Origin of the sequence: Streptomyces sp. NPDC021012, assembly GCF_044333355.1 — a bacterium.
In the GTDB taxonomy this organism is placed as follows: Bacteria; Actinomycetota; Actinomycetes; order Streptomycetales; family Streptomycetaceae; genus Streptomyces.
Genome location: NZ_JBIRQU010000009.1, coordinates 92116 through 118046, shown reverse-complemented (window position 1 = coordinate 118046; position 25931 = coordinate 92116). Strand labels below are relative to the sequence as shown.

The window sequence follows — 25931 nt, the reverse complement described above, 5'->3', positions numbered from 1 at the left end:
CGTCACACGTTCTGCGTGAGGGGCGTCAGCTTCCGGTCCTGGGCCGGGATGCTCGGCGCCCCTCGCGTCTCCAGGCCGAAGCTGGTGAAGGCGGTGCGGCGCGGCAGCGGGTACGACTCCTTGCCGGTGACCGCGTTGAGGATGACCGCGCTGCGCCAGGCCGCGAGGCCCAGGTCGGGGGCGCCGACGCCGTGGGTGTGGCGCTCGGCGTTCTGGACGTACACGGAGCCGGTGACGGAGGGGTCGAGGACCAGGCGGTACCGCTCGTCGATCCGGGGCCGCCCGGCGGAGTCGTGGCGCAGGTACGGGTCGAGTCCGGCGAGCATCCGGTCCACCGGGCGCTCCCGGTAGCCGGTCGCCAGGACGACGGCGTCGGTGGTGAGCCGGGAGCGGCTGCCCTCCTGCACGTGCTCCAGGTGCAGTTCGACCTGGGTGGTGGCGACCCGGCCGGCCGTGCGGACCCGGACGCCGGGGGTGAGGACGGCGTCGGGCCAGCCGCCGTGCAGGGTGCGGCGGTAGAGCTCGTCGTGGATCGCGGCGATGGTCTCCGCGTCGATGCCCTTGTGCAACTGCCACTGGCGGGGCATGAGTTCGCCGCGCACGGGCTCGGGCAGGGCGTGGAAGTAGCGGGTGTAGTCGGGGGTGAAGTGCTCCAGGCCGAGCTTGGAGTACTCCATGGGGGCGAAGGCCTCGGTGCGGGCCAGCCAGTGGATCCTCTCGGCCCCGGCGGGGCGGGCCCGCAGCAGGTCGAGGAAGACCTCGGCGCCGGACTGGCCGGAGCCGATGACGGTGACGTGGCCGGCGCGCAGGAGCGTCTCGCGGTGGGCCAGGTAGTCGGCGGAGTGGATCACCGGGACGCCGGGGGCGTCGGCGAGCGGGCGGAGCGGCTCGGGGACGTACGGCTCGGTGCCGACGCCCAGGACGACGTTCCGGGTGTAGGCGCGGCCCAGGGCCTCGGCCTCGCCCTCCGGGTCGATCTGGGTGAAGTCCACCTCGAAGAGGCGCCGCTCGGGGTTCCAGCGGACCGAGTCGACCTGGTGGCCGAAGCGGAGTCCGGGGAGCCGCTCGCTGACCCAGCGGCAGTAGGCGTCGTACTCGGCGCGCTGGATGTGGAACTTCTCGGCGAAGTAGAAGGGGAAGAGGCGCTCGCGGCTCTTCAGGTAGTTGAGGAAGGTCCAGGGGCTGGCCGGGTCGGCGAGGGTCACCAGGTCGGCGAGGAAGGGGACCTGGAGGGTGGCGCCCTCGATGAGCAGCCCCGGGTGCCAGCGGAAGGCCGGCCGCTGCTCGTAGAAGGTGGCGGCGAGGCCGCCGGGAACGCCGTGCGCGAGGGCGGCCAGCGACAGGTTGAAGGGGCCGATGCCGACGCCCACCAGGTCGTGGGGCTGTTCGAGGTCCTGCTGGGGGGTGCTGCCGGTCATCGGTGCGCGCTGCCTTCCACGAGGGTGAGGATCCCTGCGAGATCGCCGGGGGTGGTGTGGGGGTTGAGCAGGGTGGCCTTGAGCCAGAGGCGGCCGTCGGCCTTCGCCCGGCCGAGGACGGCGCGGCCCTCGGCGAGGAGGGTGCGGCGGATCGCCGCGACGGTCCCGTCGTCTGCGCCGGTGGGGCGGAAGAGGACGGTGGTGAGGGTGGGGCGGGTGCGGAGGTCGAACCCCGGGGCCTTCTGCACCAGGTCGGCGAGCTCCTGCGCGAGCTCCATGCACCGGTCGACGAGCGCGCCGAGGCCGGTGCGGCCCAGGGCCCGGAGGGTGACGGCGGTCTTGAGGACGTCGGGGCGGCGGGTGGTGCGCAGGGAGCGGCCGAGCAGGTCGGGGAGGCCGGCCTCGGTGTCGTCGTCGGCGTTCAGGTAGTCGGCGGTGTGCCCGAGGACGGCGAGGTCGGCGGCGTCGCGCACCGCGAGGAGTCCCGCGGCGGCCGGCTGCCAGCCGAGTTTGTGCAGGTCGACGGTGACGGTACGGGCCCGGTCGAGGCCGTCCAGGAGGTGCCGGTGGGTCCGGCTGAAGAGGACGGGACCGCCGTACGCGGCGTCCACGTGCAGCTCCGCGCCCCGGGCCGCGCAGACGTCCGCGAGCGCGGGCAGCGGGTCGATCAGGCCCTCGTCGGTGGTGCCGGCGGTGGCGGCGACGAGGACGGGCCCGGTCTCCCGGTCCAGGGCCTCGGCGAGGGCCGCCGGGTCCAGCGTCCCCCGCGGGGTGGGCACGGTGACCGGCTCGGGCAGGCCCAGGAGCCAGGCGGCGCGGCGGAAGGAGTGGTGGGCGTTGGCGCCGACGACGGTCTTCACGTCCCGGTGGCGCTCCCGGGCCAGGAGCAGCGCGAGCTGGTTGGACTCGGTGCCGCCGGTGGTGACGAGCGCGTCGGGTCCTCCGGTGCCGGGGAAGACCTCGGCGGCGAGGGCCGCCGTCACCTCGGCCTCCAGGGCGGAGGCCGCCGGCGCCTGGTCCCACGAGTCCATCGACGGGTTCAGCGCGGAGGCGGCCAGATCGGCGGCCGCGGCGAGCGCGAGGGGCGGGGTGTGGAGATGGGCGGCGCACCGGGGGTGGGCCGGGTCCGCCGCCCCCTCCGCGAGGGCCCTCACGAGCGCCCTCAACGCCTCGTCCGGCCCGGTACCGGTCTCCGGCAGTACGTCCCCGAGCGCCCCGATCCGGCGTGCCACCGCCTCCGGCCCTCCCGCCGGCAGCGGCCCGCCCCTGGCCTGCGCTCCTTCCCGGAGCGCGTCCAGGGTGATGCCGAGCAGACGGCTCAGGGCGGTGGGGTCGGCGGCGAGGGGTGGGGGTGAGGCACGCATGGACGACAGGGTGCCGGGCTCTGCGGGGCGTTGTCCGGGGAGTCCGGGGACGTGACCCGAACGGGGGACGCGGCCGCGCTTCCGGGCCCTGTGCGGGGCCCGCACCCGCCCGGGGCTCCGCCCCGCGCCCGTGTGGGCCCGCGCCCGTGCGGGGCGGTGCGCTTCGCCTGGGGCTTCGCCCCCGCCCCGTGCGGGGCCGCGCCCGCCCGGGGCTTCGCCCACGCCGCCCGTGTGGGCCCGCGCCCGTCTGGGGCCCGCACCCGCCCCCCGCCGTGTGGGCAATCGTCCCGCTGGGCGGGACGGGTGGGCACACGGGACGGCGCCCTCTAGCGGCGCCTCCGCGTTCCGCGCCTGAACCCGCACCCCATGCACAGCGCCCATGGGGTGCGGGTCCAGGCTCGGAAGCCTCTGGCGCCGGCAAGGGCGCCGTTCCGTTGTGCCCACCCGTTCCGCCCCAGCGGAACGATTGCCCACAACGGGCGGGGCGCGGCCCGCAACGGGAGGGGTGGCGTTACGTCACCTGGAGGTTGGCCATCATGCCCATGTCCTCGTGTTCGGCGTTGTGGCAGTGGAAGAGGTAGCGGCCGCGGTAGCCCTCCCAGCGGGTGATGAGTTCGGCGGATTCGCCGGGGCGGAGGGAGATGGTGTCTTTGAGGCCGCCGTCGTGCGGGAGGGGGTCCTTGGTGCCGCGGGAGAGGATGCGGAAGCCGGTGAGGTGGAGGTGGACGGGGTGGTGGACGTCGGCGACGAGGCGCCAGATCTCGACGTCGCCGAGGCGGACCGTGACGTCGGAGCGGGCGGGGTCGAAGGGCTTTCCGCCGATGAGCCAGCCGTGCGTACTGTCCTCGCCCATGCGGCCGGCGCGGAAGGAGAAGTCGCGGACGCGGACGGCGTCGGAGCGCCGCCAGGTCGGGAGGTCGGTCGAGAGGCGGGTGGGGACGCGGCTGTCGTCGGCGGCCTTGCGCACGACGCGGAAGGCCATCACCTCGCTCGTGCGCCCGGAGCCCATGCGGTTGACGAGCTTGACGAGGGTGCCGACGGGGAAGCGGGAGAAGTCGACGACGAGGTCGTAGCGTTCGGCCGGGGCGACGGGCAGGGCGGAGTGCTTGACCGGTGCCGCGAGCAGGCCCTGGTCGGCGCCGATCTGGGTGAACTCGATCGTGCGCCCGTCGCCTTCGTCGACGAAGGCCAGCTCGTAGTGCCGGGCGTTCGACGCGTTCAGGAGGCGCAGCCGGTAGCGGGCCGCGTCGACCTCGTGGACGGGCCAGGGGGCGCCGTTGACGAGGATGACGTCGCCGAGGACGCCGGCGAGGTAGGGCTCCTGGACGCCGGGGCGCTCGCGCAGGGTGGGGTCGAGGGAGGGGTAGTCGAGGCTGCCGTCGGCGGCGAAGGCGCGGTCCGTGATCATGAGGGGCAGTTCGCGCGGACCGGAGGGCAGGCCGAGGGCCTCCTCGGCGTCGTCGCGCACGATGTGCATGCCGGCGAGGCCCCGCCAGATCGCCGGGGCGGTGAAGTCCATGCGGTGGTCGTGGTACCAGAGCAGCGTCGGCCGCTGTTCGAGCGGGAAGGTGTAGTCCCTGCTCAGGTCGGTCGTCACCGCCTGGGGGTCGTGCATGCCGCCGTGACCGGACCCGTGGCCGCCGCCATGGCCGCCGCCGTGCCCGCCCTCCTGGCCGCCCCAGCCCGCGGGCAGCACCAGGTCCGTCGGGTAGCCGTCCGAGGCCGCCGGGGTGCGCCCGCCGTGGAGGTGCACGACGGTCGGCACGGGAAGTTCGTTGCGGTGGGAGACGGTGACCGGGCGGCCGCGGCGCGATTCGATCGTGGGGCCGGGGAAGGTGCCCCCGTACGTCCACAGCCGTGTCCTGACGCCGGGCAGGATCTCGGCGGTCGCCTCGCGCTGGACGATCTCGTAGCGGTCCGCGCGGCCGGACGTGGAGACCGGCTTCAGGACGGCGGGGATCGGCAGCGGCACCTTGAACGGCGGCGGCAGCGGTACGGCGCTGCGGAGTTCGGCTCCGGTGGCGGCGGGGCTGCGGGAGAGCACGGCGCCGACGGTGAGGCCGGTGGCCGCCATCGCTCCCAGCGCGCCGCCGATGCCGAGGACCCGGCGCCTCGTCAGGTCAGGCATCGACGAGCTCCTTCTCCTTGCGCTCCAGCGGCCGCAGCCAGGTGGCGGCGAACAGCAGGACGACGGAGGCGATGGTGAACACGCCCAGGGGGATGTGCAGCCACAGCAGTCCGGCCAGTCCCGCGGTGTACTGCGTCATCTCGGCGGCCACGAGCGCCAAGCTGACATAGAACGGCCAGGAGCGGCGCAGCCGTACCCAGACCACGATCGCGACGACGAGCTGGACGAGGGCGAGCGTGGCGACGGCGTTGGCCCCCGCCGCATGCATGCCCAGACCGTCGAAGTCGCCGCTCAGATAGACGCCGGCGAAGACCGGCTGGCCGAGGACCGCCAGCACGTGCACGGTGACGACGGCTCGCCACACACCTCTCAACATGGCGCGTTCTCCCCCTGGTTGTCGGCGCGGAACGCTCATGACGCTATGTCCCCGGCGATAATCTGTCCAAGATCGATATCGCTATGGGGCCATGCCCCTGGGGGCATGATGGATCTCCACGCGCTCGGGCAATTCGTCGTCGTGGCCCGCCTTGAGCACCTCAGCCGGGCGGCCGAGGAACTCCACGTTGCCCAGCCGTCCTTGAGCCGCACCATAGCCAGGCTGGAGAGCGAGCTCGGCACGCCGCTGTTCGACCGGGTCGGCAGGCTCCGGCTGAACGAGGCCGGGAAGGTCTTCCTCCGGTACGTCGAGCGCTCCCTCGGGGAGCTCGACGCGGGACGGCGGGCCGTCGCCGCCCTCACGGACGGGGAGTCCGGCACGGTACGGCTGGCCTCGGAGACCTTCCTCACCCTGACCGGCCCGCTCGGGGCGTTCAAGCGGGCCCACCCCTCGGTCGAGGTCGAGCTGCACCAGATGGGCGCCGAGGAGATGGCCCGCGGCCTGCGCACCCAGGAGGTGGACCTCTGTGTGGCCTCGCAGCCGTACCCGCCCGAGGGCCTGGAGACGGTCCGGCTGCTCGACGAGGAGGTGTGGGTGGTCGCGCCGCTCGGCCACCCGCTGGCGGGCCGCGCCTCGGTGACCGTCGGCGAGCTCGCCGACGAGTCCTTCGTCACCACCCGCCGGGGGCACTGGCAGCGCCGGCTCCTCGACCGGCTCTTCGCGGGGGACGGCCTCGCTCCCCCGCGGATCGTCTGCGAGGGCGACGAGCCCAGCGCGACCGCGATCCTGGTCGCCGCCGGGCTCGGCATCGGCCTCATCCCGGACATGGCCCGGCGCAGCGCCACCCGCGCCCCCGTGGCGTGGATACCCGTCGACAGCCCGGACTGCCGGCGCGTCCTCACCCTGCTCCGGCACGCCGACAGTCCTCCCACGGGCGCCGCGCGCCTGATGCACGCGGCGCTCACCGGCTGGGACTGGTCGGGAGGACCGGTCTAGACGGCCCGGGTACGCCTCAGCCGCGGACGCGCAGGGCGCGGCGCAGGTCGTCCAGCTGGTCGACGAGCTTGCGGTGGAGGGCCGGGATCATCCGGTCGTCCGCGAGGTGGCGGTCGCCCAGGTCCAGGGAGTCGGCGTCGACCGCGTACGCGGGGAAGGCGTAGCGGCCGGCGGCCGCGGCCATGGCGGGGCCCCGGCGGTCGCCGAGCGCGACGGCCGCCTCGTAGAAGCGCGGCACGTACTCCCGTACGAGCTCGGCCTGCTCGGGCTGCCAGAAGCCCTGGGCGGTGGCGGTGAAGAGGTAGTTGGAGAGGTCGTCGGAGTCGAAGAGCGCCGCCCAGGCCGCGGCCTTCGCCTCCGGGTCCGGGAGGGCGGCGCGGCAGCGGGCCGCGCCCTCCTGGCCGCTGGCGCTCGGGTCCCGCTCCAGTTCGGCGGCGATCACGGTCTCGTCGGTGGCGCCGAGGACGGCGAGCCGGGCGAGGATCCGCCAGCGCAGTTCGGGGTCGAGCTCGGGGCCGCCGTGGACGGTTCCCTCGTCGAGCCAGGAGGCGATCTTGTCGGGGGTGGTGGCGCTGTCGATGCAGGCGCGGACGGCGGTGAGGCGCAGTCCGGGGGCCTCGCCGTCCTCGGTGCGGCGGAGCAGGGCGCGGGCGATCTCGCCGATGGTGGCGAGGGCGGCGGGGCGCTCGTCCTCGGAGACGTACCGGTCGGCGATCTGGGTGCGGGCGAAGCCGAGGACGCCCTGGACGAGGGCGAGTTCGTCCTCCTCGGGCAGGTGGGCGAGGGCGGTCTCCAGGTAGTCGGCCGGGGCGAGGTCGCCGTCGCGGACCATGTCGCGCAGCGCGTTCCAGACGACGGCCCGGGTGAGGGCGTCGGGGACGCGGGAGAGGCCGCGCAGGACGGTCTCCAGGGAGACCTCGTCGAAGCGGAGCTTGGTGTAGGTGAGGTCGCCTTCGTTGAGGACGACGAGGGTGGGGCGCGGGCCGGTCAGCTCGACGGGCGCCTCCTGCGGGACGTCGAGCTCGTGGCGCTCGCGGAGGGTGAGCTCGCCGTCGGGCTGCCGGTCGTACACGCCGACGGCGATCCGGTGCGGGCGGCTGCCGTCCCGGTCGACGTGGAGCCGCCAGTGGGTGCCCTCGCCTTCGAGGCGGGGGGTGAGGGTGTCGACGCCGGTGGTGCGGAGCCACTGCTCGGCCCAGGCGTGGACGTCGCGGTCGGTGGCGGCGGCGAGGTTGTCGATGAAGTCGGCGAGGGTGGCGTTGCCGAACTTGTGGCGCTTGAAGTGGATGTTGATGCCGGCGAGGAAGTCCTTCTCGCCGAGCCAGGCGACGAGCTGGCGCAGGGCGGAGGCGCCCTTGGCGTAGGAGATGCCGTCGAAGTTGAGGAGCGCGGAGGCGGTGTCGGGGACGGCTTCCGGGTCGGGGGCGACGGGGTGGGTGGAGGGGCGCTGGTCCGCCTCGTACCCCCAGGCCTTGCGGGTGACGCCGAAGTCGATCCAGGTGTCGGCGAAGAGGTCGGAGCAGGCCTCGTTGGTGGTCTGGAAGCCCATGTACTCGGCGAAGGACTCGTTCAGCCAGATGTCGTCCCACCAGCGGAGGGTGACGAGGTCGCCGAACCACATGTGGGCCATCTCGTGGGCGATGACCATGGCGCGGGACATCCGCTCGGTGGCGGTGACGGCGGAGCGGAAGACGAACTCGTCGCGGAAGGTGACGAGTCCGGGGTTCTCCATGGCGCCGGCGTTGAACTCGGGGACGAAGGCCTGGTCGTACGAGTCGAAGGGGTACGGCTCGTCGAACTTCTCGTGGTAGCGGTCGTAGCAGGCCTTGGTGACGGCGAGGATCTCGTCGGCGTCGGCGTCCAGGTGGGGGGCGAGGGAGCGGCGGCAGTGGATGCCGAAGGGCAGGCCGGCGTGCTCGGTGCGGATGCTGTGCCAGGGGCCGGCGGCGACGCAGACGAGGTAGGTGGAGAGCAGCGGGGTGGGGGCGGCCTGCCAGCGGCCGTCCTCCTGCTGCTCGGTGATGCCGTTGGAGAGGACGGTCCAGCCCTCGGGGGCCCGGACGCCCACCTCGAAGACGGCCTTGAGGTCGGGCTGGTCGAAGGCGGCGAAGACGCGCTGGACGTCCTCCATGAAGAGCTGGGTGTAGGCGTACGACTCGCCGTCGGTGGGGTCCGTGAAGCGGTGCATGCCCTCACCGGTGCGGGAGTACCGCATGGTGGTGCCGACGCGGAGGGTGTGCTCGCCCTCGGTGAGGGTCAGCGGGAGCCGGTTGCCGTCGAGGGCGGTGACGTCGAGGGGCTCGTCGTCGAGGAGGGCGGAGTGCAGGGTCTCGGGCTTGAGCTCGACGAAGGTGTCCCCCGCGGCGCGGGCCGTGAAGCGGATGAGGGTCTGTGACCCGAAGGTCTCGTCGCCGGTGGTGAGGTCGAGGTCCACGCGGTAGTGGTGGACGTCGAGGAGCTGGGCACGGGTCTGCGCTTCGTCGCGCGTCAGTACGGACATGGGGGCCATGCTGCCTGATGGATTTCCCCAGCGGTACGGGGATGTCCGTCAAGGGGCCTCTCACCGGCCTCCCGCGGGCCTCTTACGCGAGTCCGGAGCCGTTCAGGTGGGCGAAGGCGGCGGCGATGCGGGGGCGGTCGTAGCCGGCCGGTCCGGCGGCACCGCTGGAGATCAGGGTGTGGAGCAGGATCCGGGCCTTGGCGGGGTCGAGCGGGCCGGCCGGGATCAGTCCGTGGTGCAGCAGGTCGTACTCGGAGCCGGGGCTGCGGTAGGTGTGGGAGAGGGTCGCGCCGCCGCCCGTGCGGGAGGCCAGGACGACGGGGATGCGTCGGGCGATCTCGGCGAGGGGTTCGACGAGCGGGGCGGGGGCGTGTCCGGCGCCGAAGGCGGCGACGACGAGACCTTGGAAGCGGTCGTCGACGGCGTCGAGGAGTTCGCCGCGGTCGCCGAGGGAGAGGGTCACCAGGGCGACGCGCACGGAGGGGTCGAACTTCAGCGCGCAGAGCGCGGTGGGGGCGGCGGGGCGGAGCAGGATGCGGGGTTCGCCCTCGACGACGGTGCCGATCGGTCCGGCGCCGGGTGAGGCGAAGGTGGCGATCGAGGTGGTGTGGGTCTTGCGGGCGAGGCGGGCGGCGTGGATCTCGTCGGCGAGGACGACGAGGACGCCGAGGTTCCGGCAGGCGGGGTCGGCGGCGACGGCGAGCGCGGCGGCGAGGTTGGCGGGGCCGTCGGCGCCGGGCAGGTCGGGGCGGCGCATGGCACCGGTGACGGCGATCGGCTGCTCGGTGGTGCAGAGCAGGTCGAGGAGGAAGGCGGTCTCCTCCAGGGTGTCGGTGCCCTGGACGACGACCACGCCGGAGCCGTCGGCGACGGTCCCCCGGATCTCGTCGGCGAGGGCCGCGAGGTCCTCGAAGGAGAGGGTGGAGCTGGGGACGCGGCGGAAGTCCCGCAGGACGACGTCCTCGGGGGCGCCGAGCTCGGCGAGGACCTCCTGGCCGGTCATGCGGGCCGCGTCACCGCCTCGCGCGGAGATGGTCCCTCCGAGGGTGAAGACCGTGACGCGGCCCATCAGCGTGCTCCGTCCGCAATCGTCTCGTGGTGCCGGATGACCTCGGCGATGATGAAGTTGAGGAGTTTCTCCGCGAAGGCCGGGTCCAGTTTCGCGCTCTCGGCGAGTTCTCGCAGCCGGGCGATCTGGCGGGCCTCGCGGGCGGGGTCGGCGGGCGGGAGCTGGTGCTCGGCCTTGAGGACGCCGACCTGCTGGGTGCACTTGAAGCGCTCGGCGAGCATGTGCACGACCGCGGCGTCGATGTTGTCGATGCTTTCGCGCAGCCGGGTCAGCTCGGCGATGACGGTCGGGTCGATGGCACTGGTGCCGCTGGTGTCGCTCATGATCTGCGAGCTTAGACGGATCTGGGGAGGATCGTGGGCGGGTGTTCGGGATCCGGAACGCTGGTGCTCCAGCCCCCGTGCACGGACCGCCCCTGCTGCTCGCGGAAACGGATGGGCGCGGTGCCGACGCGGCGGGTGAAGAGCCGGGAGAAGTAGGCGGGGTCGTCGTAGCCGACGCGGCGGGCGACGGCGGCGACGGGCAGCTCGGTGGCGGCGAGGAGCTCCTTGGCGCGGCCGAGGCGGACGGTGAGCAGGTAGTCCTTGGGGCTGCATCCGGCGGCGCGGCGGACGGCGGTGCGCAGCTCGGCGGGGGTCATGCCGTGCCGGGTGGCGTGGTCGGCGACGGAGAGCGGCTGGAAGGCGTCGCGGGCGAGGGCGGCGAGGACGGGGTCCCCGTCGGCGTTGGTGTCGGCGCGGGCCCGGCGCAGGGCGACGAGGAGTTCGTGGACGGCGGCGCCGGTCTCGACCTCCAGGAGGGGGTTGCCGGGGCGGGCGGCGCGGGCGATCCGGCCGATGGCGGCGCGGGCGGGGGCGGCGTCGGAGAGGGGGACGACGGGCCGGTCGGGCTCGATGTAGCCGAGCTCGGTGTAGGTGGCGGTGGCGGGTCCGGTGAAGTCGACGAAGGCCTCGTCCCAGCCGGTGTCGGGGTCGGCGGCGTAGTGGTGGGGGGTGCCGGGGGTGAGCCAGAGGAGGGCGGGGGCGGTGACGGTGGTGCGGCGCCCGTCGGCGCCCCGGTACCAGCCGCCGCCGGCGGAGACGACGACGGCGACGTGGTGGTCGAGGGTGCGCGGGCCGACGGTGGGCAGGGTGCCGTGCTGGAGTCCGACGCCGAGGCAGACGAGGCCGAGGCGGTGGTGGACGGGGCTGGGCGTGAAGTAGCGCATCCAGGTGTGGTACATCCGCCGGCCTTTCCTTAACGTCCAAACTGCGACGATCTTTGTCCATGGACCGTGCCGCCGCCAGGGGGTCAGGGTGAGGCCATGAGCACGTTCGCTGTGGGTGACTTCGCTGTCGGTGACGAGGACTTTCTGCTCGACGGGCGGCCGGTGCGGCTGCTCTCGGGGGCGCTGCACTACTTCCGGGTGCACGAGGGGCACTGGGAGCACCGGCTCGGGATGCTGCGCGCGATGGGCCTCGACTGCGTCGAGACGTACGTCCCGTGGAACCTGCACGAGCCGGAGCCCGGCCGGTACGCGGACCCGGAGGCGCTCGGCAGGTTCCTGGACGCGGTGGGGCGGGCCGGGATGCGGGCGATCGTGCGCCCGGGGCCGTACATCTGCGCCGAGTGGGAGAACGGCGGGCTTCCGCACTGGCTGACCGGTCCGCTGGGGCGGCGGGTGCGGAGCCTCGACCCGGAGTTCCTGGCGCCGGTGGAGTCCTGGTTCCGGCGGCTGCTCCCGCAGGTGGTGGAGCGGCAGGTGGACCGGGGCGGGCCGGTGGTCCTGGTGCAGGTGGAGAACGAGTACGGGAGTTACGGGAGCGACCGCGGCTATCTGGAGTGGCTGGCGGGGCTGCTGCGGGAGTGCGGGGTGAGCGTGCCGCTGTTCACCTCGGACGGGCCCGAGGACCACATGCTGACGGGCGGTTCGGTGCCGGGGGTGCTCGCGACGGCGAACTTCGGCTCGGGGGCGCGGGAGGGCTTCGCGACGCTGCGGCGCCACCAGCCGTCGGGGCCGCTGATGTGCATGGAGTTCTGGTGCGGCTGGTTCGACCACTGGGGCACGGAGCACTCCGTGCGGGACGCGGCGGACGCGGCGGCGGCGCTCCGGGAGGTCCTGGAGTGCGGGGCCTCGGTCAATGTGTACATGGCGCACGGCGGGTCGAACTTCGGCGGCTGGGCGGGGGCGAACCGGGACGGTGCGCTGCACGACGGCCCGCTGCGGCCGACGGTGACCTCGTACGACTACGACGCGCCGGTGGACGAGGCGGGGCGGCCGACGGAGAAGTTCCGGGCCTTCCGCGAGGTGCTCGCGGAGTACGCGGAGGGGCCGCTGCCGGAGCTGCCGGAGCCCCCGGCCCGGCTCGCGGCGCCGGTGTCGGGCGCGTTCGACGGCTGGGCGCCGCTGGACGCGGTCCTGGAGGTGCTCGGCGGCGAGGAGACGGTGACGCCGATGCCGCCGACCTTCGAGGAGCTCGGCGTGGACCGGGGCCTGGTCCGCTACCGGGTGGCGGTGCCGGGTCCCCGGCAGCCGTACCCGCTGGGCGTGACGGGGCTGCGGGACCGGGCGGTCGTGTACGTGGACGGGGCGGCGGCGGGGGTGCTCACGGAGACGGAGGCGGTGCTGCCGGAGCCGGTGGCGGGTCCCGCGCTCGTGGACCTGTGGGTGGAGTCCCTCGGTCGGGTCAACTACGGGCCGCTCCTCGCGGAGCCGAAGGGGATCACCGGGGGCGTACGGCACGAGCGGCAGTATCTGCACGGGGTACGGGCCCGGGGCCTGCGCCTGGACGCCTTCGAGCCGGCGGCGGTCGGCAAGGTGCCCTTCGGGCCGGTCTCCGCCGGTCCGGGCCTCTGCCGGGCGGCGCTCGACGTGGTGGGCGCGGGCGACGCGTGGCTGCGGCTGCCGGGCTCGACCCGGGGCTTCGTGTGGGTGAACGGTTTCTGCCTGGGCCGCTACTGGGCGGCGGGCCCGCAGGAGGCGCTGTTCGTACCGGGGCCGGTGCTGCGGGAGGGTGCGAACGAGGTGTGGGTGCTTGAGCTGGAGGGCGCTCCGGGGGCGGGTCCGGTACTGGATCCGGCGTGAAGGTGCCCCGGAGCCGGCCGCTCCGGGGCACCCGTTCACGAGCCGTCCGCTACAGCGTGGCCGCGGCGGAGGTGATGGCGGCGGCGAAGGTCGAGACCTCCGTGTAGACACCGGGGAAGCCGGGCCGCGCGCAGCCCTCGCCCCAGCTCACGATGCCGACCTGGATCCAGGCGCCGTTGTCGTCCTTGCGGAACATGGGGCCGCCGGAGTCGCCCTGGCAGGTGTCGACCCCGCCCTGGCTGTAGCCGGCGCAGATCTCGTCGGAGGGGACGAGGTCGCTGCCGTACGAGGCCTGGCAGGAGGCGTCGGAGACGAACGGGACGTTCGCCTTGAGCAGGTAGCGCTGCTGCGCCCCGCCCTCGCGGGCGGCGCCCCAGCCCGCCACGGTGAAGGTGCCGTTGTTGTAGGCGGTGGTGTCGGCGATCTTCAGGTTGGGCAGCGAGGTGATCGGGCTGGCGAGCTTGATCAGCGCCCAGTCCTTGCCCTGGCCGGTGTAGCCGGGGGCCTGGAGGACCTTGGTCGACTTGACCTTGATGGCGCTGCTCGACTGGAGGTCCACGACCCCGGCGGTGGCGGTGATGCCGGTGTTGTTGCCGGAGCCGCTCACGCAGTGGGCGGCGGTGAGGACGATCTGCGGGGTGATCAGGGAGCCGCCGCAGCCCATGGAGAGCCTGACCATCCAGGGGAACTCTCCCTGGGCGGCGCGGGTGCCGCCGACGACGGGCGCGGGGGCGGCGGAGGCGGTGGTGGTGGGCTGGAGGCTGACGGCCGCCAGGACGACGGCGCCGGCGGCTGCCAGCTTCTGGAGGGCACGGACCATGCGGTTCTGCTTCACGTGTCTTCCTTCTCTCGTGGGGGGTCTGCCTCGGCGGGTGGCGGCACGCGGGCGGGCCGCAAGCGGTGACATGCGCCCGTCAAGGCATGTCCGGATTATGGACAGCGCCCAACTACCGCCACAAGAAAGCCTTTTCGGCCAGATCCGTTGGGGGGACCGTACAGTGGACGGGAGGGGGGATCCGGCATGCCGAACCGACATGAGGCCGACCGTGTCATCCACGGCTTTCCGCACCGCGCCGCCGTGCGGGCCTCGCTGACCGCGCTCTACCGCCGCCTCTCCCCCGACGGCGTGCACCGCTACCCGGCCTCCGTGACCGCCGCCGACGTGGCCTTCGGCGACGAGGAGGACCTCCATCTGGGCGCCCAGCGGGTGGCCAGGACCCTCGTCCGGCACCTGAGGCTGCCCGAGGCGCGCATCGTGGTGAGCTTCCGCCCCATGGCGTACGCGGCGGCCGTCGAGCTCACGGCGGGACCCGAGTACTTCGTGGAGCTCAACGACCGCTTCCGGACCCGCCGCAGGGACGTCGGCGCGGCCCTCGCCCACGAGATCACCCACGTCCTGCTGCACCGGCTCGGCCTCGGCTTCCCCGGCACCGCCGAGAACGAGATCCTCACGGACGTGGTCACCGCCTACCTGGGCGCCGGCTGGCCGCTGCTCGACGCGTACCGGCGGGACGGCGTCGAGAGCCAGCGGCTCGGCTATCTGACCCCGGAGGAGTTCGGCTGGGTCCTCGCCAAGCGGGCCGAGGTCTTCGGCGAGGACCCCTCCCCCTGGTTCACCAGCGCGGTGGCGTACGAGGCGTGGCTACGGGGCCGGGCGGAGGCCGCGCGGGAGCGGACCGTGCCGCCGCTCGCCGGGGCGGGCTGGGCCGAGCGCCGCCGGTACGCCTGGGAGCGGCGCCGGGGCCGGGCCGGCGAGGGCGCGCCGTACGCCTTCGACGGCGGGGCCCCGGCGACCGGCGTCTCCTTCCCCTGCCCGGTCTGCGGGCAGCGCCTGCGGATCCCGGCGGGGCGGACGCTGCGGGCCCGGTGCGGGGTGTGCGGCTCGGTCCTGGAGTGCGCGGCCTGAGGAACCGACTTGCGCCGGGACCGGACGGGGCGTCAGGGTCGGCGCATGAGCACGTTGTTCGACGCGATCCTGGCCGGGGACGAGGACGGGGTCGTACGGGCCCTGCGGAGCGGAGCCGGACCCGAGGACCTGGACGACGGGGAGAGCGCCCTGTACCGGGCGGCCGTCGGTGACGAGGCCGGGATCGTGCGGGTGCTGCTCGCCGCCGGGGCCGATCCGGGCCGGGCCAGCGGGCCGGAAGGCGGCGACCTGCCGCTGTGCGGGGCGGCCTGCGGCGGGCACACCGAGGTGGTGCGGGCGCTGCTCGCGGCGGGCGCGGCGGCCGACCAGGAGGAGGAGTTCGGGTTCACCGCCCTCGCCTGGGCCCTCCGGCTCGGCCACGCCGGCACGGCACGGGTCCTCCTGGAGCACGGCGCGGACCCGGACCGGCCCGGACCGGACGGGCTCCGGCCGCTCGTCGCCGCCGCCCGGCGCGGCTCCGCCGCGTGCGTGCGGGCGCTCCTCGACCACGGCGCGGGGTTCCGGGAGGACGCGCTGCGGGAGGCCCGGCGGTGGATCGGCGCCGACATCGCGGCCGAGCTGCGGCGCGGGCTGGTCGCCGGGCACGAGGGCGGGCAGACGTACGAGGCGGTCGTCCGGCGGGTCCGGGAGGACGGCGGGATCACGGTCGTCGTCGAGCTGCTGCGGGAGGACGGCGCGCCGGGGCGCGGCGACGACCGGGGGACCGGCCACGCGGCGATCGCCACGCTCCTGGAGGCCGCGCTCGGCCTGCGCACCCCGCACGGGGAGCTCGCGGCGCGGGCGCTGCGCTGCGGCGACCCGGAGCTCGACGACTGGACGACGGCGGTGGCCGAGCTGGCGGGCCGGGCCGACGAGGAGACCTTCGTGGCGGCGGCCGGCTGGTGCGCCGACCGGGATCCGCTGCGCCGGGCGCTGGGCGCGCGGGTGCTCGGCGCCCTGCCCGGCTTCGGCCCGGGCGCGGTCCCGGTGCTGCGGCGGCTGACGGCGGAGGCGGTGCCACCGGCGCGGGAGCCGCTGCTCTCGGCGGTGACCGCGCTCGGGGAGTGCGCGGACCCGTCCGCCGTGCCCGAACTCCTCGCGGCGGCCGGGCATCCCGACGCGGTGGTCCGCCGGGCCGTCGCGTCGGCCCTCGCCGGGATCGTGCCGGCCGGTCACGTCGAGGCGCTCGGGGTGGTGCTCGCGCTGAGCCGGGACGGCGACGCCCGGGTCCGGGACTGGGCGACCCTCGCGCTCGCCGAGCTCCCCGACGACACCCCGCTCGTCCGGGAGGGGCTCGCGGAGCGGCTCGGCGACACGGACCCGGAGACGGCGGCGGAGGCGGCGCGGGGCCTGGCGATCCGCCAGGACCCCCGTGCCGTCGACGCGCTGGCCTCGATCCTGGCGGACGGGGAGGCCGACGGCGCGGCCCGCGAGACCGCGCTCGCCGCCCTGGAGCACGTCCACGACCCCCGGGTCAGGACCCGCCTGGAGTGGACGACCCCGCGCCGGGGCTGACCGGTGGAGCGTCAGCAGGCGTAGTCGATGAGGTCGAACGTGGCGTAGTGGTCGGAGGTGTAGTAGTCCTCGTCGACCGCGTTCCCGGTCACGATCCGGCGGGCGCCGCGGGTGGAGACGCCCGGGGTCTTCACCGTGTACTCGTGGTAGTAGCCGTAGGTGTGGGCGGGCAGGACGCCCTCGCGGTTCTGGAAGACGACCCCGTCCTGGCTGTACGGGAAGGGGCCGCCCGCGTCTATCAGGCGCAGGGTGTCGTAGGCCTGGGTGGGCAGGGCCGAGTAGCAGATGTCCCCGACGGACGACGCGGTCGCCGCGACGGAGGACACGGCGGCGACGGGCGCCGGGGCCGGCGCGGCGGTGGCCGGGGCACCGAGGAGGAGGGAGGAGAGGAGGGCGGCGGCGACGCCACCGGCGAGGGTGATTCGAGGGGGGATTCGCATGAGGAGATGCTGACGCGCGTAGACCCGGGTCCGGAAGCCCAACCACCTTCAATTCGCCGGACGTTCACCGCCCCTCACCCGGCGTTCGCAGCGCTCCACCACTCGGCCGCACCGTGAGCGTCCGTCAGACCGCCGCCGCGGCCGCGGTCGACGAGGTCGCCGAGGCCGGGAGGCGCAGGCTCAGCAGGGCGGTGAGGAGGTAGGCGCCGAGCACCCAGGGCATCGCGGCCGCGAGGGAGAGGTCGGCGAAGTACGCGGTGCCGATGACCGCCGCGCCGAGGGCGCCGCCGAACTGCTGGGCCGTCGAGAAGACCCCGGAGGCGCCGCCCGCGAGTTCGGCCGGGGCGGACGACAGGACGATGTTCACGAGCGGCACGACGAGGAGGCCGAGTCCGGCGCCCGCGATCACGAGGCCGGGGACCAGGGGCCAGGCGCCGGTGTGGGCGGGGGCGGCGCCCTCCATCGCGTACCAGACCCAGCCGTACCCGGCGGCCATGAGGACCGCGCCGGCCGTCGGGACGTACCGGCCGAGCCGGACCGCGAGCGGTTCGGCGGCGGGCGCGGTCAGGAAGCCGCCGGCCGAGAAGGCGGCCATGAGCACGCCCGCCTGGGTGGGGGTGTAGCCCTGGCCGCCCTGGAGCCAGATCGCGAGGACGAGGAAGAAGCCCTGCATGCCGAGGGCGAAGAGCAGCTGGACGGCGAGGCCGTACGAGAAGGCGGGCACCCGGAACGTGCCGGCCGGGAACACCGAGCCGCGCGCCGCCACGCCCGCCACGGCGAGCACGCCCGCGGCGAGCAGGCCCCAGCCCCACGGCGGCCAGCCCCAGCCGCGGCCCTGCACCAGCGGGAGCACGACGGCGACGAGACCGGCGGCGAGGACGAGGCTGCCGGGGACCGGGGGCCGGGCGGCGGCCCGCTCGCGGGTGGCGGGGACGAGGACGACGGCCGCGATCAGGGTGAGGAGCGAGACGGGGACGTTGACGAGGAAGACGCTCCGCCAGCCGAGCCCGAAGAGGTCCGCGTCGGTGAGGACCCCGCCGAGCAGCAGCCCGATCGCGGAGGCGAAGCCGGCCACCGCCCCGTACAGGCCGAAGACCTTGCCGCGCTCCTCGCCCTTGAAGAGGCTGTGGAAGGAGCCGAGCACCTGCGGCATGAGGACCGCGGCCGCGACGCCCTGGACGGCGCGTGCCGCGATCAGCTGGCCGGGGGTCCGGGCGAGGCCGCAGGCGAGGCTCGCGAGGCCGAATCCGGCGGTGCCGGCGAGGAAGAGCGCCTTGCGGCCGTAGCGGTCGCCGAGCCGTCCGGCGACGACGAGGGTCGCGGCGAAGCCGAGCAGATAGGCCGAGACGGTCCACTGGAGGGCGCTCTCGGAGGCTCCGAGGCCGTGCCCGAGGGAGGGCAGGGCGACGTTGACGATGGTGACGTCGACCAGGTCCATGAGGGCGGCGACCATCATGACGACGGCGGCGGCCCAGCGGTGCGGGATGGGTGACACGGGGTCCTCCTCGATTTATTTCGTTCGAGCGAACGAAATAAAAATGGCACGCACCGACCCTTGATCACAAGTCTTTCGTTCGGGCGAACGAAATGAATTTTGCTAGGCTGCCGCCATGAGCGAGCGGGGCAGCGGGCAGGACGGCGGACAGGGCGGCGAGCGGGACGGCGGACAGGACCGGGAGCGGAGCGCGGTCATCGCCGCCCTCACCGCCGCCGGCCGGGACTCCAGCGCGGCCTCCGTCGCCTTCCACTCGGCGATCGCGGCCCAGCAGGACCTGGGCGCCACCGAGACCAAGACGCTCGACCTGCTCGAACGGCACGGACCCCTCACCGCCAAGGAGCTGGCCGAGCACTCGGGCCTGGCCCCCGCCTCCGTCACGGGACTGGTCGACCGCCTGGAGCGCAAGGGCTTCGTGCGCAGGGTGAAGCACCCGACGGACAAGCGCCGGGTGCTCGTCGAGCCCCGCCCCGAGAAGCTGGCCGAGCTCGCCCCGCTCTTCGACGACTGGGCGCGCGAGGTGAACGAGCTCTACGAGGAGTTCACGACCGCGGAACTGGCGACGATCACCCGCTTCCTGACGGGCGCGACCGCACGCCAGCGCGCCGCCACCAAGCGCCTCACGGAGTAGTCGTCGCGGCCGCCCGCCGCACACCCCTCCCTTTCGGCCCGTCCGGCTGCTACGTTCCTCGCCAGCACGCCGCCTAACTAACGTTAGGTGGAGAAGTGGCCCCGCGGGCCCGTCCGCCCACGGCTGTCCCACCCGAGTCCGTCAGCCGTACGGCCGTCCGCCGTACGTCCGTCAGTCCGCAAGGGAGTCCAGCCATGCCCCTGTCCCGTCGCGCGCTGCTCGCCGCCACCGGCGCCGCCGCCCTGTTCCCGGTCCTGCCGACGGAGGCGAGCGCCCACCCCCGCCCCCGCTCGGCGGAGGCGATCCGGCAGATCCCGCTCCAGGGCGCGGTCAACGTCCGCGACCTCGGCGGATACGTCACCTACGACGGCGGCCGGCTCCGGTACGGCCGCGCCTACCGGAGCGACCACCTCGCCAAGCTCACCGAGGCCGACCTCACCGCCCTCGCCGGGCTCGGCCTCGGCACGGTGGTCGACCTGCGGATCCCGGCGGAGGTGGGGTACGACGGCGCCGACCGGCTGCCCGCGGGCCCGGTCCCGGTCGCCCGGCCCGTCACCGACAACGGCCTGTTCGGGCAGCTGATGGCCGCCATCGGCTCCCGCGACCCGGTGCGGCAGGAGGAGATGCTCGGCGGCGGGCGGGCCGCCGCCTTCATGTGCGAGGTGTACCGCACCTTCGTCACCGACGCCGCGAACCGGGCCGCCTTCGCGGCCACCCTGCGGGACCTGGCCGATCCCCGCCGGGGGCCGCTGCTCTTCCACTGCACCTCCGGCAAGGACCGCACCGGCTGGACGAGCTGGCTCCTGCTCACCCTGCTCGGGGTACCCGAGAGCTCCGCCCGCGCGGACTACCTGGCCTCCAACGCCTTCCGCGCCGCGAACGACGCCCGGGTGCGGGAGGGCCTCAAGCAGGCCGGGCTCATGCAGGACCCGGAGCTGATCGTCCCGCTCCAGGAGGTGCGGGACGCGTACCTGGACACCGCCCTCGACCAGGTACGCGCCTCGTACGGAAGCCTCTTCCGTTACGTGTCGGTCGGCCTCGGCCTGGAGCTGCGCGAGCTCGCGGCGCTCCGCGAACGGCTGGTGGCCGGGGCCTGACGCCCGCGCCCGCCGCCCGCGCCGGAACCGGAGCCCCGGCCCGCGCCGGAGCCGCGCCCCGCGCCGCCCGCTCCCCGTCCGGAGCCGCCCGTGGTGGCGGAGGCCCGGCCCGAGCCCGTCGCGGGGCCGGAGGCGCGGTTTCCGGTGGGGGTGGCGGAGCCGCGGCCCGTGGAGGTGCCGGAGGTGCGGCCCGAGGCCGGTGCGGCCGTGCCCGTACCGCCGTTTCCGGCTCCGGAACCGGACGGACGGCGGCGACGGCGGCCGCCGCCCGTGCCGGTGCCGCCGGTGCCCGCCGGCTTGCGCGCCGGGGTGGGCTGCGGGACCTCGATGACCACGGGGACTCCCGAGGGCTCCCGGGCGCCGGTGAGCTCGGCGAGCTCCTCGTCGCTGGACCTGATCTGCGCCGTGCGGGGGCTGATGCCCGCGTTCGACATCAGCCGGCCCATGTCCCGCTTCTGCTCGGGCAGGACCAGCGTGAAGACGCTGCCGGACTCGCCGGCGCGGGCGGTGCGGCCGCCGCGGTGCAGGTAGTCCTTGTGGTCCATCGGCGGGTCGACGTTGACGACCATGTCGAGGTCGTCGACGTGGATGCCGCGGGCCGCCACGTTCGTCGCGACGAGCGTGGTGACCTGGCCGGTCTTGAACTGGTCCAGGGTCCGGTTGCGCTGCGGCTGCGAGCGCCCGCCGTGCAGCCCGGAGGCCCGGACGCCGTTGGCGAGGAGCCGCTTGACCAGCCGGTCCACGGACCGCTTGGTGTCCATGAAGAGGATCGTCCGGCCTTCGCGGGCCGCGATCCGCAGCGTGACGGCCTTCTTGTCGGTCTCGTCGAGCACGTAGAGCAGGTGGTGCTCCATCGTGGTCACCGCACCGGCCGACGGGTCGACCGAGTGCACGACCGGGTCGTCCAGGAACATCTTGACGAGCTTGTCGATGTTCCGGTCGAGCGTCGCGGAGAACAGCAGCCGCTGCCCGCCCGGCTCGACCTGCTTGAGCAGCTTCGTGACCTGCGGCAGGAAGCCCATGTCGGCCATCTGGTCGGCCTCGTCGAGGACCGTGACGGCGACCTGGTCGAGGCGGCAGTCGCCCCGCTCGATGAGGTCGTGCAGCCGGCCCGGCGTGGCGATGAGGACCTCGGCGCCGCGCCGCAGGGACGAGGACTGCCGGGTGATCGACATGCCGCCGACGACCGTGGTGATCCGCAGCCGCAGCGCGCCGGCGTACGGCGTGAGGGCGTCGGTCACCTGCTGGGCGAGCTCGCGGGTCGGCACCAGGACCAGCGCGAGGGGCGCGGTCGGCTCGGCGCGGCGGCCCGCGGTGCGGGCCAGGAGCGCGAGCCCGAAGGCGAGCGTCTTGCCGGAGCCGGTGCGGCCCCGGCCGAGGACGTCGCGCCCGGCGATCGAGTTCGGCAGGGTCGCGGCCTGGATCGGGAACGGCTCCGTCACACCCTGCTCGGTGAGCGTCCGCAGCAGCGCGGCCGGCATGTCCAGGTCCTCGAAGGAGGCCACGGGCGGCAGCGCGGGCGTCACCGTCTCCGGCGGAGTGAACTCCTGCGGCGGCGGGGGCGCGGCGGGACGACGGCCGCCGCGGGAGCCCTTCGGCTGGGACGTGGACTTCGCCTGGGCGGTGCGGGGGCCGCGCTTCTGGGGGCGTTCGGAGCGGGTCATTCGTGCCTTCCTGCCGGTGCGCGGCACAGCCGGGGCCCGCACCTGCGCGATGCGGGCCCCGGCTGTTCTACCCGGAACACGAGATACGGGCTCCGGCTGTCTCTCCCGGAACACCTGATGCGGGCCCCGGCTGTCTCTCCCGGGACTCGCGATACAGGTCCCGGATGTCTACCGGAACAATAGTGCGCCTCAGGACCTTCCCGCCCCGACCCCCCGCTCACCGGGCCCCCCGGACGGCTCCCCGGGCCCCCCCGGACGGCTCGGGGGCGCGTACGGCGATCCCGTCCAGGACCATCGACAGGTACTGGCGGGCGATCTCCTCGGGGCTGTGCTGCCCGCCCGGCCGGTACCAGGAGGCCGCGACCCACACGGTGTCGCGGACGAAGCGGTACGTCAGCCGGACGTCGAGGTCGGCGCGGAAGACCCCGGCCGCCACCCCGCGCTCCAGGGTCCCCAGCCAGGCCTTCTCGAACCTGCGCTGCGAGTCGGTCAGGTAGCCGAAGCGGGGCAGGTCGACCAGGTGGAGGGACTCCTTCTGGTAGATGGCGACGGCGGCGCGGTGCCGGTCGATCTCGCGGAAGGACTCGGTGACGAGGGCCTCGATGGTCTCGCGGGGGCCGAGGTCGGCGTCGAGGACCGCGTCGTACCCCTCCCACAGCTCGTTCAGGAAGGTGGAGAGGATCTCGTCGAGCATCGACTCCTTGGAGTCGAAGTGGTAGTAGAGGCTGCCGGCGAGCATCCCGGCGGCGTCCGCGATCTTGCGGACGGTGGTGGCGTTGTACCCCTGGGCGGCGAACACCTCGGCCGCCGTGTCGAGGAGTTCACGGCGCCGCTCGGGCCCGCCGTTCACCTGGGTCTTCTTCTTGCTTGCAGTGTTCGGCACAGGCCCATTCTGGTCCCCCGCGCGGCCGCGCACCCCGGGGTCGGGCGTCCTCGCGGGGCGGGCTGCCGTCGTTGCCGCGCCGGGGCGTCCGCGTCGGGCGCGTACCGGTCCAGCGTCCCGGGGTCGGTGACCTCGACCGCCCGCCCGGAGATCCGGACGTCAGACACCGGATACCCGGCATCTGCCGTCCGGATCGCCCCGTCTCCCGGGTTCAGGAGGTCGCCGCGCGCTCCGCCGCGCTGCGCTCCACGCAGAACTCGTTGCCCTCGGGGTCCGTCATCGTCGCCCAGCCGGTGCCGTCCGGGTTCCGGCGGTCGTCGACCAGCGTGGCGCCGAGGCCGAGCAGCCGCTCGACCTCCTCGTCCCGGGTGCGGTCCTGCGGCTGGAGGTCGAGATGGACGCGGTTCTTCACCGACTTCACGTCGGGGACCTGGATGAAGAGGAGGTTGGCACCGGCCGACTCGACCGTGGCCCCGGGGTCACCGGGGAAGTCGTCGTCGGCGAGCTTCCCGTCGAGGGCGGTGGCCCAGAAGCTCGCCAGGGCGTAGGCGTCGGCGCAGTCGATGGTCACGTGGCGTACGAGAGAACTCATGGACGCCATGATCGCCCGCGGCGCGGCCGGAAACCACCGGATTCCCGGCCTCGTTCAGAGCTGCCGGCCCTCGGTGACGGCCACGAGCGCGGCGAGCGAGGTGCGGGTGCCCTGCAGGTCCTGGATCTTCTCGTCGATGGCGTCGAGCTGGGCGACGAGCATCGGGCTGAGGCAGGGCTCGATCTCCGCCTCGCTGCCGCAGACGCAGTCGAGGACCTCGGCGATGACCCGGGTCGGCAGTCCGGCGCCGAGGAGGGCGCGGATGCGGCGTACGACGGCGGGGGCGTCGGGGCCGTACACCCGCTGCCCGCCCGAGGTGCGCTCCGCGTCGAGGAGGCCCTGCTCCTCGTAGTAGCGGAGCAGCCGGACGCTGACCCCGGTCTCGCGCGCCAGCTCACCGATCTTCATGTGACCCCCCTCACATCCACCCGTCCGTGCTTGAACCTCACACCTGTGTGAGCTCCTACGGTCCGGAGCATGACGAACAACGCGAACTCCCTTACCGATACGACGATATTCCAGCTCGGCGGCGACCTCCCGGTCCGGCGCATCGGGTACGGCACGATGCGGCTCGCCGACGGTCCCGGCGACCCGACCGGCCCGGAGGCCCGCATCTGGACGGCGCCGGCCGACCGGGCGGCGGCGGTGAACCTCCTCCGTACGGCCGCCGAGGCGGGCGTCACCCTCTTCGACACGGCCGACGCGTACGCCCTGGGGGCCGGCGAGGAGCTGCTCGCCGAGGCGCTGCACCCGTACGGCGACGGGGTCGCGGTGGCCACCAAGGTCGGCGTGGTCCGGCCCTCCCCCACCGAGTGGGTGCCGCTCGGCCACCCCGCCTATCTGCGCCAGCAGGCCGAACTGAGCCTGCGCCGGCTGCGTACGGAGCGGATCGACCTCCTCTACCTGCACCGGCTCGACGAGGCCTTCCCCGTCGCCGAGCAGGTCGGCGCCCTGAAGCGGCTGCAGGAGGAGGGCAAGGTCCGGCACATCGGGCTCTCCGAGGTGACGGTCGCGCAGCTGGAGGAGGCCGAGGCGGTGGCCCCGGTCGCGGCCGTGCAGAACCTCTACAACCTGGCGGACCGCGGCCACGAGGCCGTCGTCGAGCACACCGCCGGGCGCGGGATCGCCTTCGTCCCCTTCTTCCCTGTCGCCATGGGCGGGCACGCGGGCCCGGACGGGCCGGTGGCCCGGGTCGCCCGCGAGGTCGGCGCGACCCCGTCCCAGGCGGCGCTCGCCTGGCTCCTGCGCCGGGCCCCGCACGTCCTCCCGATCCCGGGCACGTCCTCGGCGGCCCACCTCGTGGAGAACCTGGGCGCGCTCGACGTCACGCTCACCGAGGAGCAGTACGCCCGCCTCGGCGCGGCGGCCTCATGACCGGACGACGCCCTGGGCCCGGGCGGCGGCGAGCCAGGCGGGGAACTCGGAGACGAGCCGGTCGTACAGCTCGGCGTCCGGGACCCGGCTCGGGTCCTGGCCCGCGTGGAAGAAGCCGGCGTTGTCGAGGGGCCGCTTCGCCGGCACGGCCAGCTCGTCGAGCCGGCGCAGGAACTCGAACTGGCGGCTGCCGGGATCGCCGAAGCCGATGAACTGCCAGAAGATCGGCAGCCGGGCCGCCTTGCAGACGTACCGCTCGGCGGCGAGCTTGTTGATCGGCCCGCCGTCGGTCTGGAAGACGACGAGCGCGGGCGCGGTGGAGCCGCCGTCGAGGTAGTGGTCGATGACGGCGTCCATGGCGAGGTGGTAGCTCGTCTTCCCCATGTGGCCGAGCCCGGCGACGATCCGGTCGATCCTGCCGACGTGGTCGTCGAGCCGGATGTCGGTCTCCGCGTCGATGTCGGTGGAGAAGAAGACCACCGGCACCCGCCCGTCGTCGTCGAGGTGCGCGGCGAGCCCGAGGACCCGGTCGGCGAGGGCCTGGACGGTGCCGTTGTCGTAGTACGGCTTCATGGAGCCCGAGTAGTCGACGACGAGGTAGACGGCGACCCGCTGACCGCTGACCCCGTGCCGCTCCAGCGAGGCCCCGGCCTCCTTGTAGGGGCTCACGAGCGCGGGCGCGGCCTCCTCGACCTTCCGCAGGCTCAGTGCCATTTACAGCTCCCCCTCCGACTTCCCGATCCCCGGCTTCTCGGTCTCCGGCTCCTCGATCTCCAGCTCCTCGGTCTCCGGCTCCTCGGTCTCCAGCTCCTCGATGTCCGCGAGCATGGCGTCGGCCAGGTCGCGTTCCGCCGCGTAGTACCGCTCGGCCCAGGTGAGGGTGAGCCGGGGGTACGCCCAGGCCTCGTCCGCGCCCGCGTCCGCCACGTCCGCCTCGGCGCGCCGCCGCATGTCCTCGGCGTACTCCCGGTGCGCGGCGAGGATCTCCCGCATCCGCTCGGGTTCGAGGAGGTGTCCGAGCCAGAGCCGCAGCATCGGCCCGTGTTTGAGGACGGGCGGGTCGAGCGGGGCGGTGCGGGCCCAGGTGCGGACGGCGTCGAGGCCCTCGCCGGTGATCCGGTAGACGCGCTTGTCGCGGGTGCCGGTCTCGGGGGCGACGAGCCGCGAGGTGGCGTAGCCGCTGGTCTCCAGGCGCTTGAGCTCGCCGTAGATCTGGCTGAAGGAAGGACTCCAGTAGAAGAGTCCCAACGACCGGTCGGCCCACTTCTTGACGTCGTAGCCGGACAACTCCCGCCCGTGGGAGAGCAGTCCGAGCACCGCCCAGCTGGTCGCGGGAAGCCCCGGCACGCTCTCTCGGTCCACCACGGACGGCAGTCTACGGCCCTTCCCCCCTCCCTCTATGCCTGCTAGAAGTATTTC

General features: G+C 74.2%; 24 protein-coding genes. 7 read left to right on the top strand and 17 right to left on the bottom strand.

What is annotated here, in order from left to right; all coding sequences use genetic code 11:
* Positions 1-2: 2 nt before the first annotated feature.
* The 4 genes from ACH4TP_RS27635 to ACH4TP_RS27620 form a co-directional block, all read right to left on the bottom strand.
* Positions 3-1418 carry a lysine N(6)-hydroxylase/L-ornithine N(5)-oxygenase family protein gene (locus ACH4TP_RS27635; RefSeq protein ID WP_398439412.1) on the bottom strand — a complete coding sequence of 472 codons (1416 nt, stop codon included), beginning with the start codon at positions 1416-1418 and terminating at the stop codon, positions 3-5.
* Positions 1415-2782, bottom strand: a complete 1368-nt coding sequence (locus tag ACH4TP_RS27630; RefSeq protein WP_398439411.1) for a pyridoxal phosphate-dependent decarboxylase family protein — start codon at positions 2780-2782, stop codon at positions 1415-1417. The genes ACH4TP_RS27635 and ACH4TP_RS27630 overlap by 4 nt, the downstream gene beginning before the upstream one ends.
* A 511-nt stretch (positions 2783-3293) precedes the next feature.
* Entirely contained in the window at positions 3294-4910 is a 1617-nt protein-coding gene (locus ACH4TP_RS27625; protein ID WP_398439410.1) for a multicopper oxidase family protein, read from the bottom strand.
* Positions 4903-5286 carry a hypothetical protein gene (locus tag ACH4TP_RS27620; RefSeq protein WP_389223810.1) on the bottom strand — a complete coding sequence of 128 codons (384 nt, stop codon included), beginning with the start codon at positions 5284-5286 and terminating at the stop codon, positions 4903-4905. Before ACH4TP_RS27620 ends, ACH4TP_RS27625 begins: the two co-directional genes overlap by 8 nt.
* 105 nt (positions 5287-5391) lie before the next feature.
* Here ACH4TP_RS27620 and ACH4TP_RS27615 point away from each other — a divergent pair, with 105 nt between their 5' ends.
* Positions 5392-6282 (top strand): LysR family transcriptional regulator, encoded by an 891-nt coding sequence (locus tag ACH4TP_RS27615; protein WP_389223813.1) that lies wholly within the window; start codon positions 5392-5394, stop codon positions 6280-6282.
* A 16-nt stretch (positions 6283-6298) separates the two neighbouring features.
* On the opposite strand, the gene pepN is transcribed toward ACH4TP_RS27615, so the two are convergent.
* The 4 genes from pepN to ACH4TP_RS27595 all read right to left on the bottom strand — a co-directional run bounded on the left by pepN (position 6299) and on the right by ACH4TP_RS27595 (position 11073).
* Positions 6299-8782 carry an aminopeptidase N gene (pepN, locus tag ACH4TP_RS27610; protein WP_398439409.1) on the bottom strand — a complete coding sequence of 828 codons (2484 nt, stop codon included), beginning with the start codon at positions 8780-8782 and terminating at the stop codon, positions 6299-6301.
* A gap of 82 nt (positions 8783-8864) precedes the next feature.
* Positions 8865-9851 (bottom strand): asparaginase, encoded by a 987-nt coding sequence (locus ACH4TP_RS27605; protein WP_389223819.1) that lies wholly within the window; start codon positions 9849-9851, stop codon positions 8865-8867.
* Positions 9851-10174: a chorismate mutase gene (locus tag ACH4TP_RS27600; protein WP_389223822.1), complete on the bottom strand. Its 324-nt coding sequence runs from the start codon at positions 10172-10174 to the stop codon at positions 9851-9853. The genes ACH4TP_RS27605 and ACH4TP_RS27600 overlap by 1 nt, the downstream gene beginning before the upstream one ends.
* 11 nt (positions 10175-10185) lie before the next feature.
* A complete protein-coding gene (locus ACH4TP_RS27595) occupies positions 10186-11073 on the bottom strand; it encodes an AraC family transcriptional regulator (protein WP_389223825.1) in 888 nt (295 codons plus the stop codon).
* A 96-nt stretch (positions 11074-11169) separates the two neighbouring features.
* Here ACH4TP_RS27595 and ACH4TP_RS27590 point away from each other — a divergent pair, with 96 nt between their 5' ends.
* Positions 11170-12915, top strand: coding sequence for a beta-galactosidase family protein (locus ACH4TP_RS27590; protein WP_398439490.1), 1746 nt, complete (start codon positions 11170-11172; stop codon positions 12913-12915).
* Between the two features lie 49 nt (positions 12916-12964).
* Here the strand turns inward: ACH4TP_RS27590 and ACH4TP_RS27585 are convergent, their stop codons facing one another.
* Positions 12965-13735, bottom strand: a complete 771-nt coding sequence (locus ACH4TP_RS27585) for a S1 family peptidase (RefSeq protein ID WP_389224252.1) — start codon at positions 13733-13735, stop codon at positions 12965-12967.
* 201 nt (positions 13736-13936) lie between these two features.
* Here ACH4TP_RS27585 and ACH4TP_RS27580 point away from each other — a divergent pair, with 201 nt between their 5' ends.
* Together ACH4TP_RS27580 and ACH4TP_RS27575 are read left to right on the top strand one after the other, a co-directional pair.
* Positions 13937-14821: a hypothetical protein gene (locus ACH4TP_RS27580; RefSeq protein WP_398439408.1), complete on the top strand. Its 885-nt coding sequence runs from the start codon at positions 13937-13939 to the stop codon at positions 14819-14821.
* Positions 14822-14866: 45 nt separating this feature from the next.
* On the top strand, positions 14867-16336 hold the full coding sequence (locus tag ACH4TP_RS27575) for an ankyrin repeat domain-containing protein (protein WP_398439407.1): 1470 nt from the start codon (positions 14867-14869) through the stop codon (positions 16334-16336).
* A gap of 11 nt (positions 16337-16347) precedes the next feature.
* Here ACH4TP_RS27575 and ACH4TP_RS27570 read toward each other — a convergent pair whose 3' ends face one another.
* A complete protein-coding gene (locus ACH4TP_RS27570; protein ID WP_398177506.1) occupies positions 16348-16776 on the bottom strand; it encodes a ribonuclease domain-containing protein in 429 nt (142 codons plus the stop codon).
* 124 nt (positions 16777-16900) lie between these two features.
* A complete protein-coding gene (locus ACH4TP_RS27565; RefSeq protein WP_398177509.1) occupies positions 16901-18271 on the bottom strand; it encodes an MFS transporter in 1371 nt (456 codons plus the stop codon).
* A gap of 115 nt (positions 18272-18386) precedes the next feature.
* Between ACH4TP_RS27565 and ACH4TP_RS27560 the strand changes: the two genes are divergently transcribed.
* Complete coding sequence (locus ACH4TP_RS27560; RefSeq protein ID WP_398177512.1) at positions 18387-18902, top strand: MarR family winged helix-turn-helix transcriptional regulator; 516 nt, start codon at positions 18387-18389, stop codon at positions 18900-18902.
* 194 nt (positions 18903-19096) lie between these two features.
* Positions 19097-19999: a tyrosine-protein phosphatase gene (locus ACH4TP_RS27555; protein WP_398439406.1), complete on the top strand. Its 903-nt coding sequence runs from the start codon at positions 19097-19099 to the stop codon at positions 19997-19999.
* On the opposite strand, the gene ACH4TP_RS27550 is transcribed toward ACH4TP_RS27555, so the two are convergent.
* The 4 genes from ACH4TP_RS27550 to ACH4TP_RS27535 form a co-directional block, all read right to left on the bottom strand.
* Positions 19924-21663, bottom strand: coding sequence for a DEAD/DEAH box helicase (locus ACH4TP_RS27550; protein ID WP_398439405.1), 1740 nt, complete (start codon positions 21661-21663; stop codon positions 19924-19926). The two genes, ACH4TP_RS27555 and ACH4TP_RS27550, sit on opposite strands and share 76 nt — an antisense overlap.
* A gap of 217 nt (positions 21664-21880) precedes the next feature.
* Positions 21881-22546 carry a TetR/AcrR family transcriptional regulator gene (locus ACH4TP_RS27545; protein WP_398439404.1) on the bottom strand — a complete coding sequence of 222 codons (666 nt, stop codon included), beginning with the start codon at positions 22544-22546 and terminating at the stop codon, positions 21881-21883.
* 211 nt (positions 22547-22757) lie between these two features.
* Positions 22758-23138: a VOC family protein gene (locus ACH4TP_RS27540; RefSeq protein ID WP_389223854.1), complete on the bottom strand. Its 381-nt coding sequence runs from the start codon at positions 23136-23138 to the stop codon at positions 22758-22760.
* 54 nt (positions 23139-23192) lie between these two features.
* Positions 23193-23546, bottom strand: a complete 354-nt coding sequence (locus ACH4TP_RS27535; RefSeq protein ID WP_398177524.1) for a MerR family transcriptional regulator — start codon at positions 23544-23546, stop codon at positions 23193-23195.
* Positions 23547-23615: 69 nt separating this feature from the next.
* Here ACH4TP_RS27535 and ACH4TP_RS27530 point away from each other — a divergent pair, with 69 nt between their 5' ends.
* Positions 23616-24512, top strand: coding sequence for an aldo/keto reductase (locus ACH4TP_RS27530; protein WP_398177527.1), 897 nt, complete (start codon positions 23616-23618; stop codon positions 24510-24512).
* Here the strand turns inward: ACH4TP_RS27530 and ACH4TP_RS27525 are convergent.
* Positions 24507-25226: a vWA domain-containing protein gene (locus ACH4TP_RS27525; RefSeq protein ID WP_398439403.1), complete on the bottom strand. Its 720-nt coding sequence runs from the start codon at positions 25224-25226 to the stop codon at positions 24507-24509. The two genes, ACH4TP_RS27530 and ACH4TP_RS27525, sit on opposite strands and share 6 nt — an antisense overlap.
* Positions 25227-25877, bottom strand: a complete 651-nt coding sequence (locus ACH4TP_RS27520) for a PadR family transcriptional regulator (RefSeq protein ID WP_398439402.1) — start codon at positions 25875-25877, stop codon at positions 25227-25229.
* Positions 25878-25931: the final 54 nt, after the last annotated feature.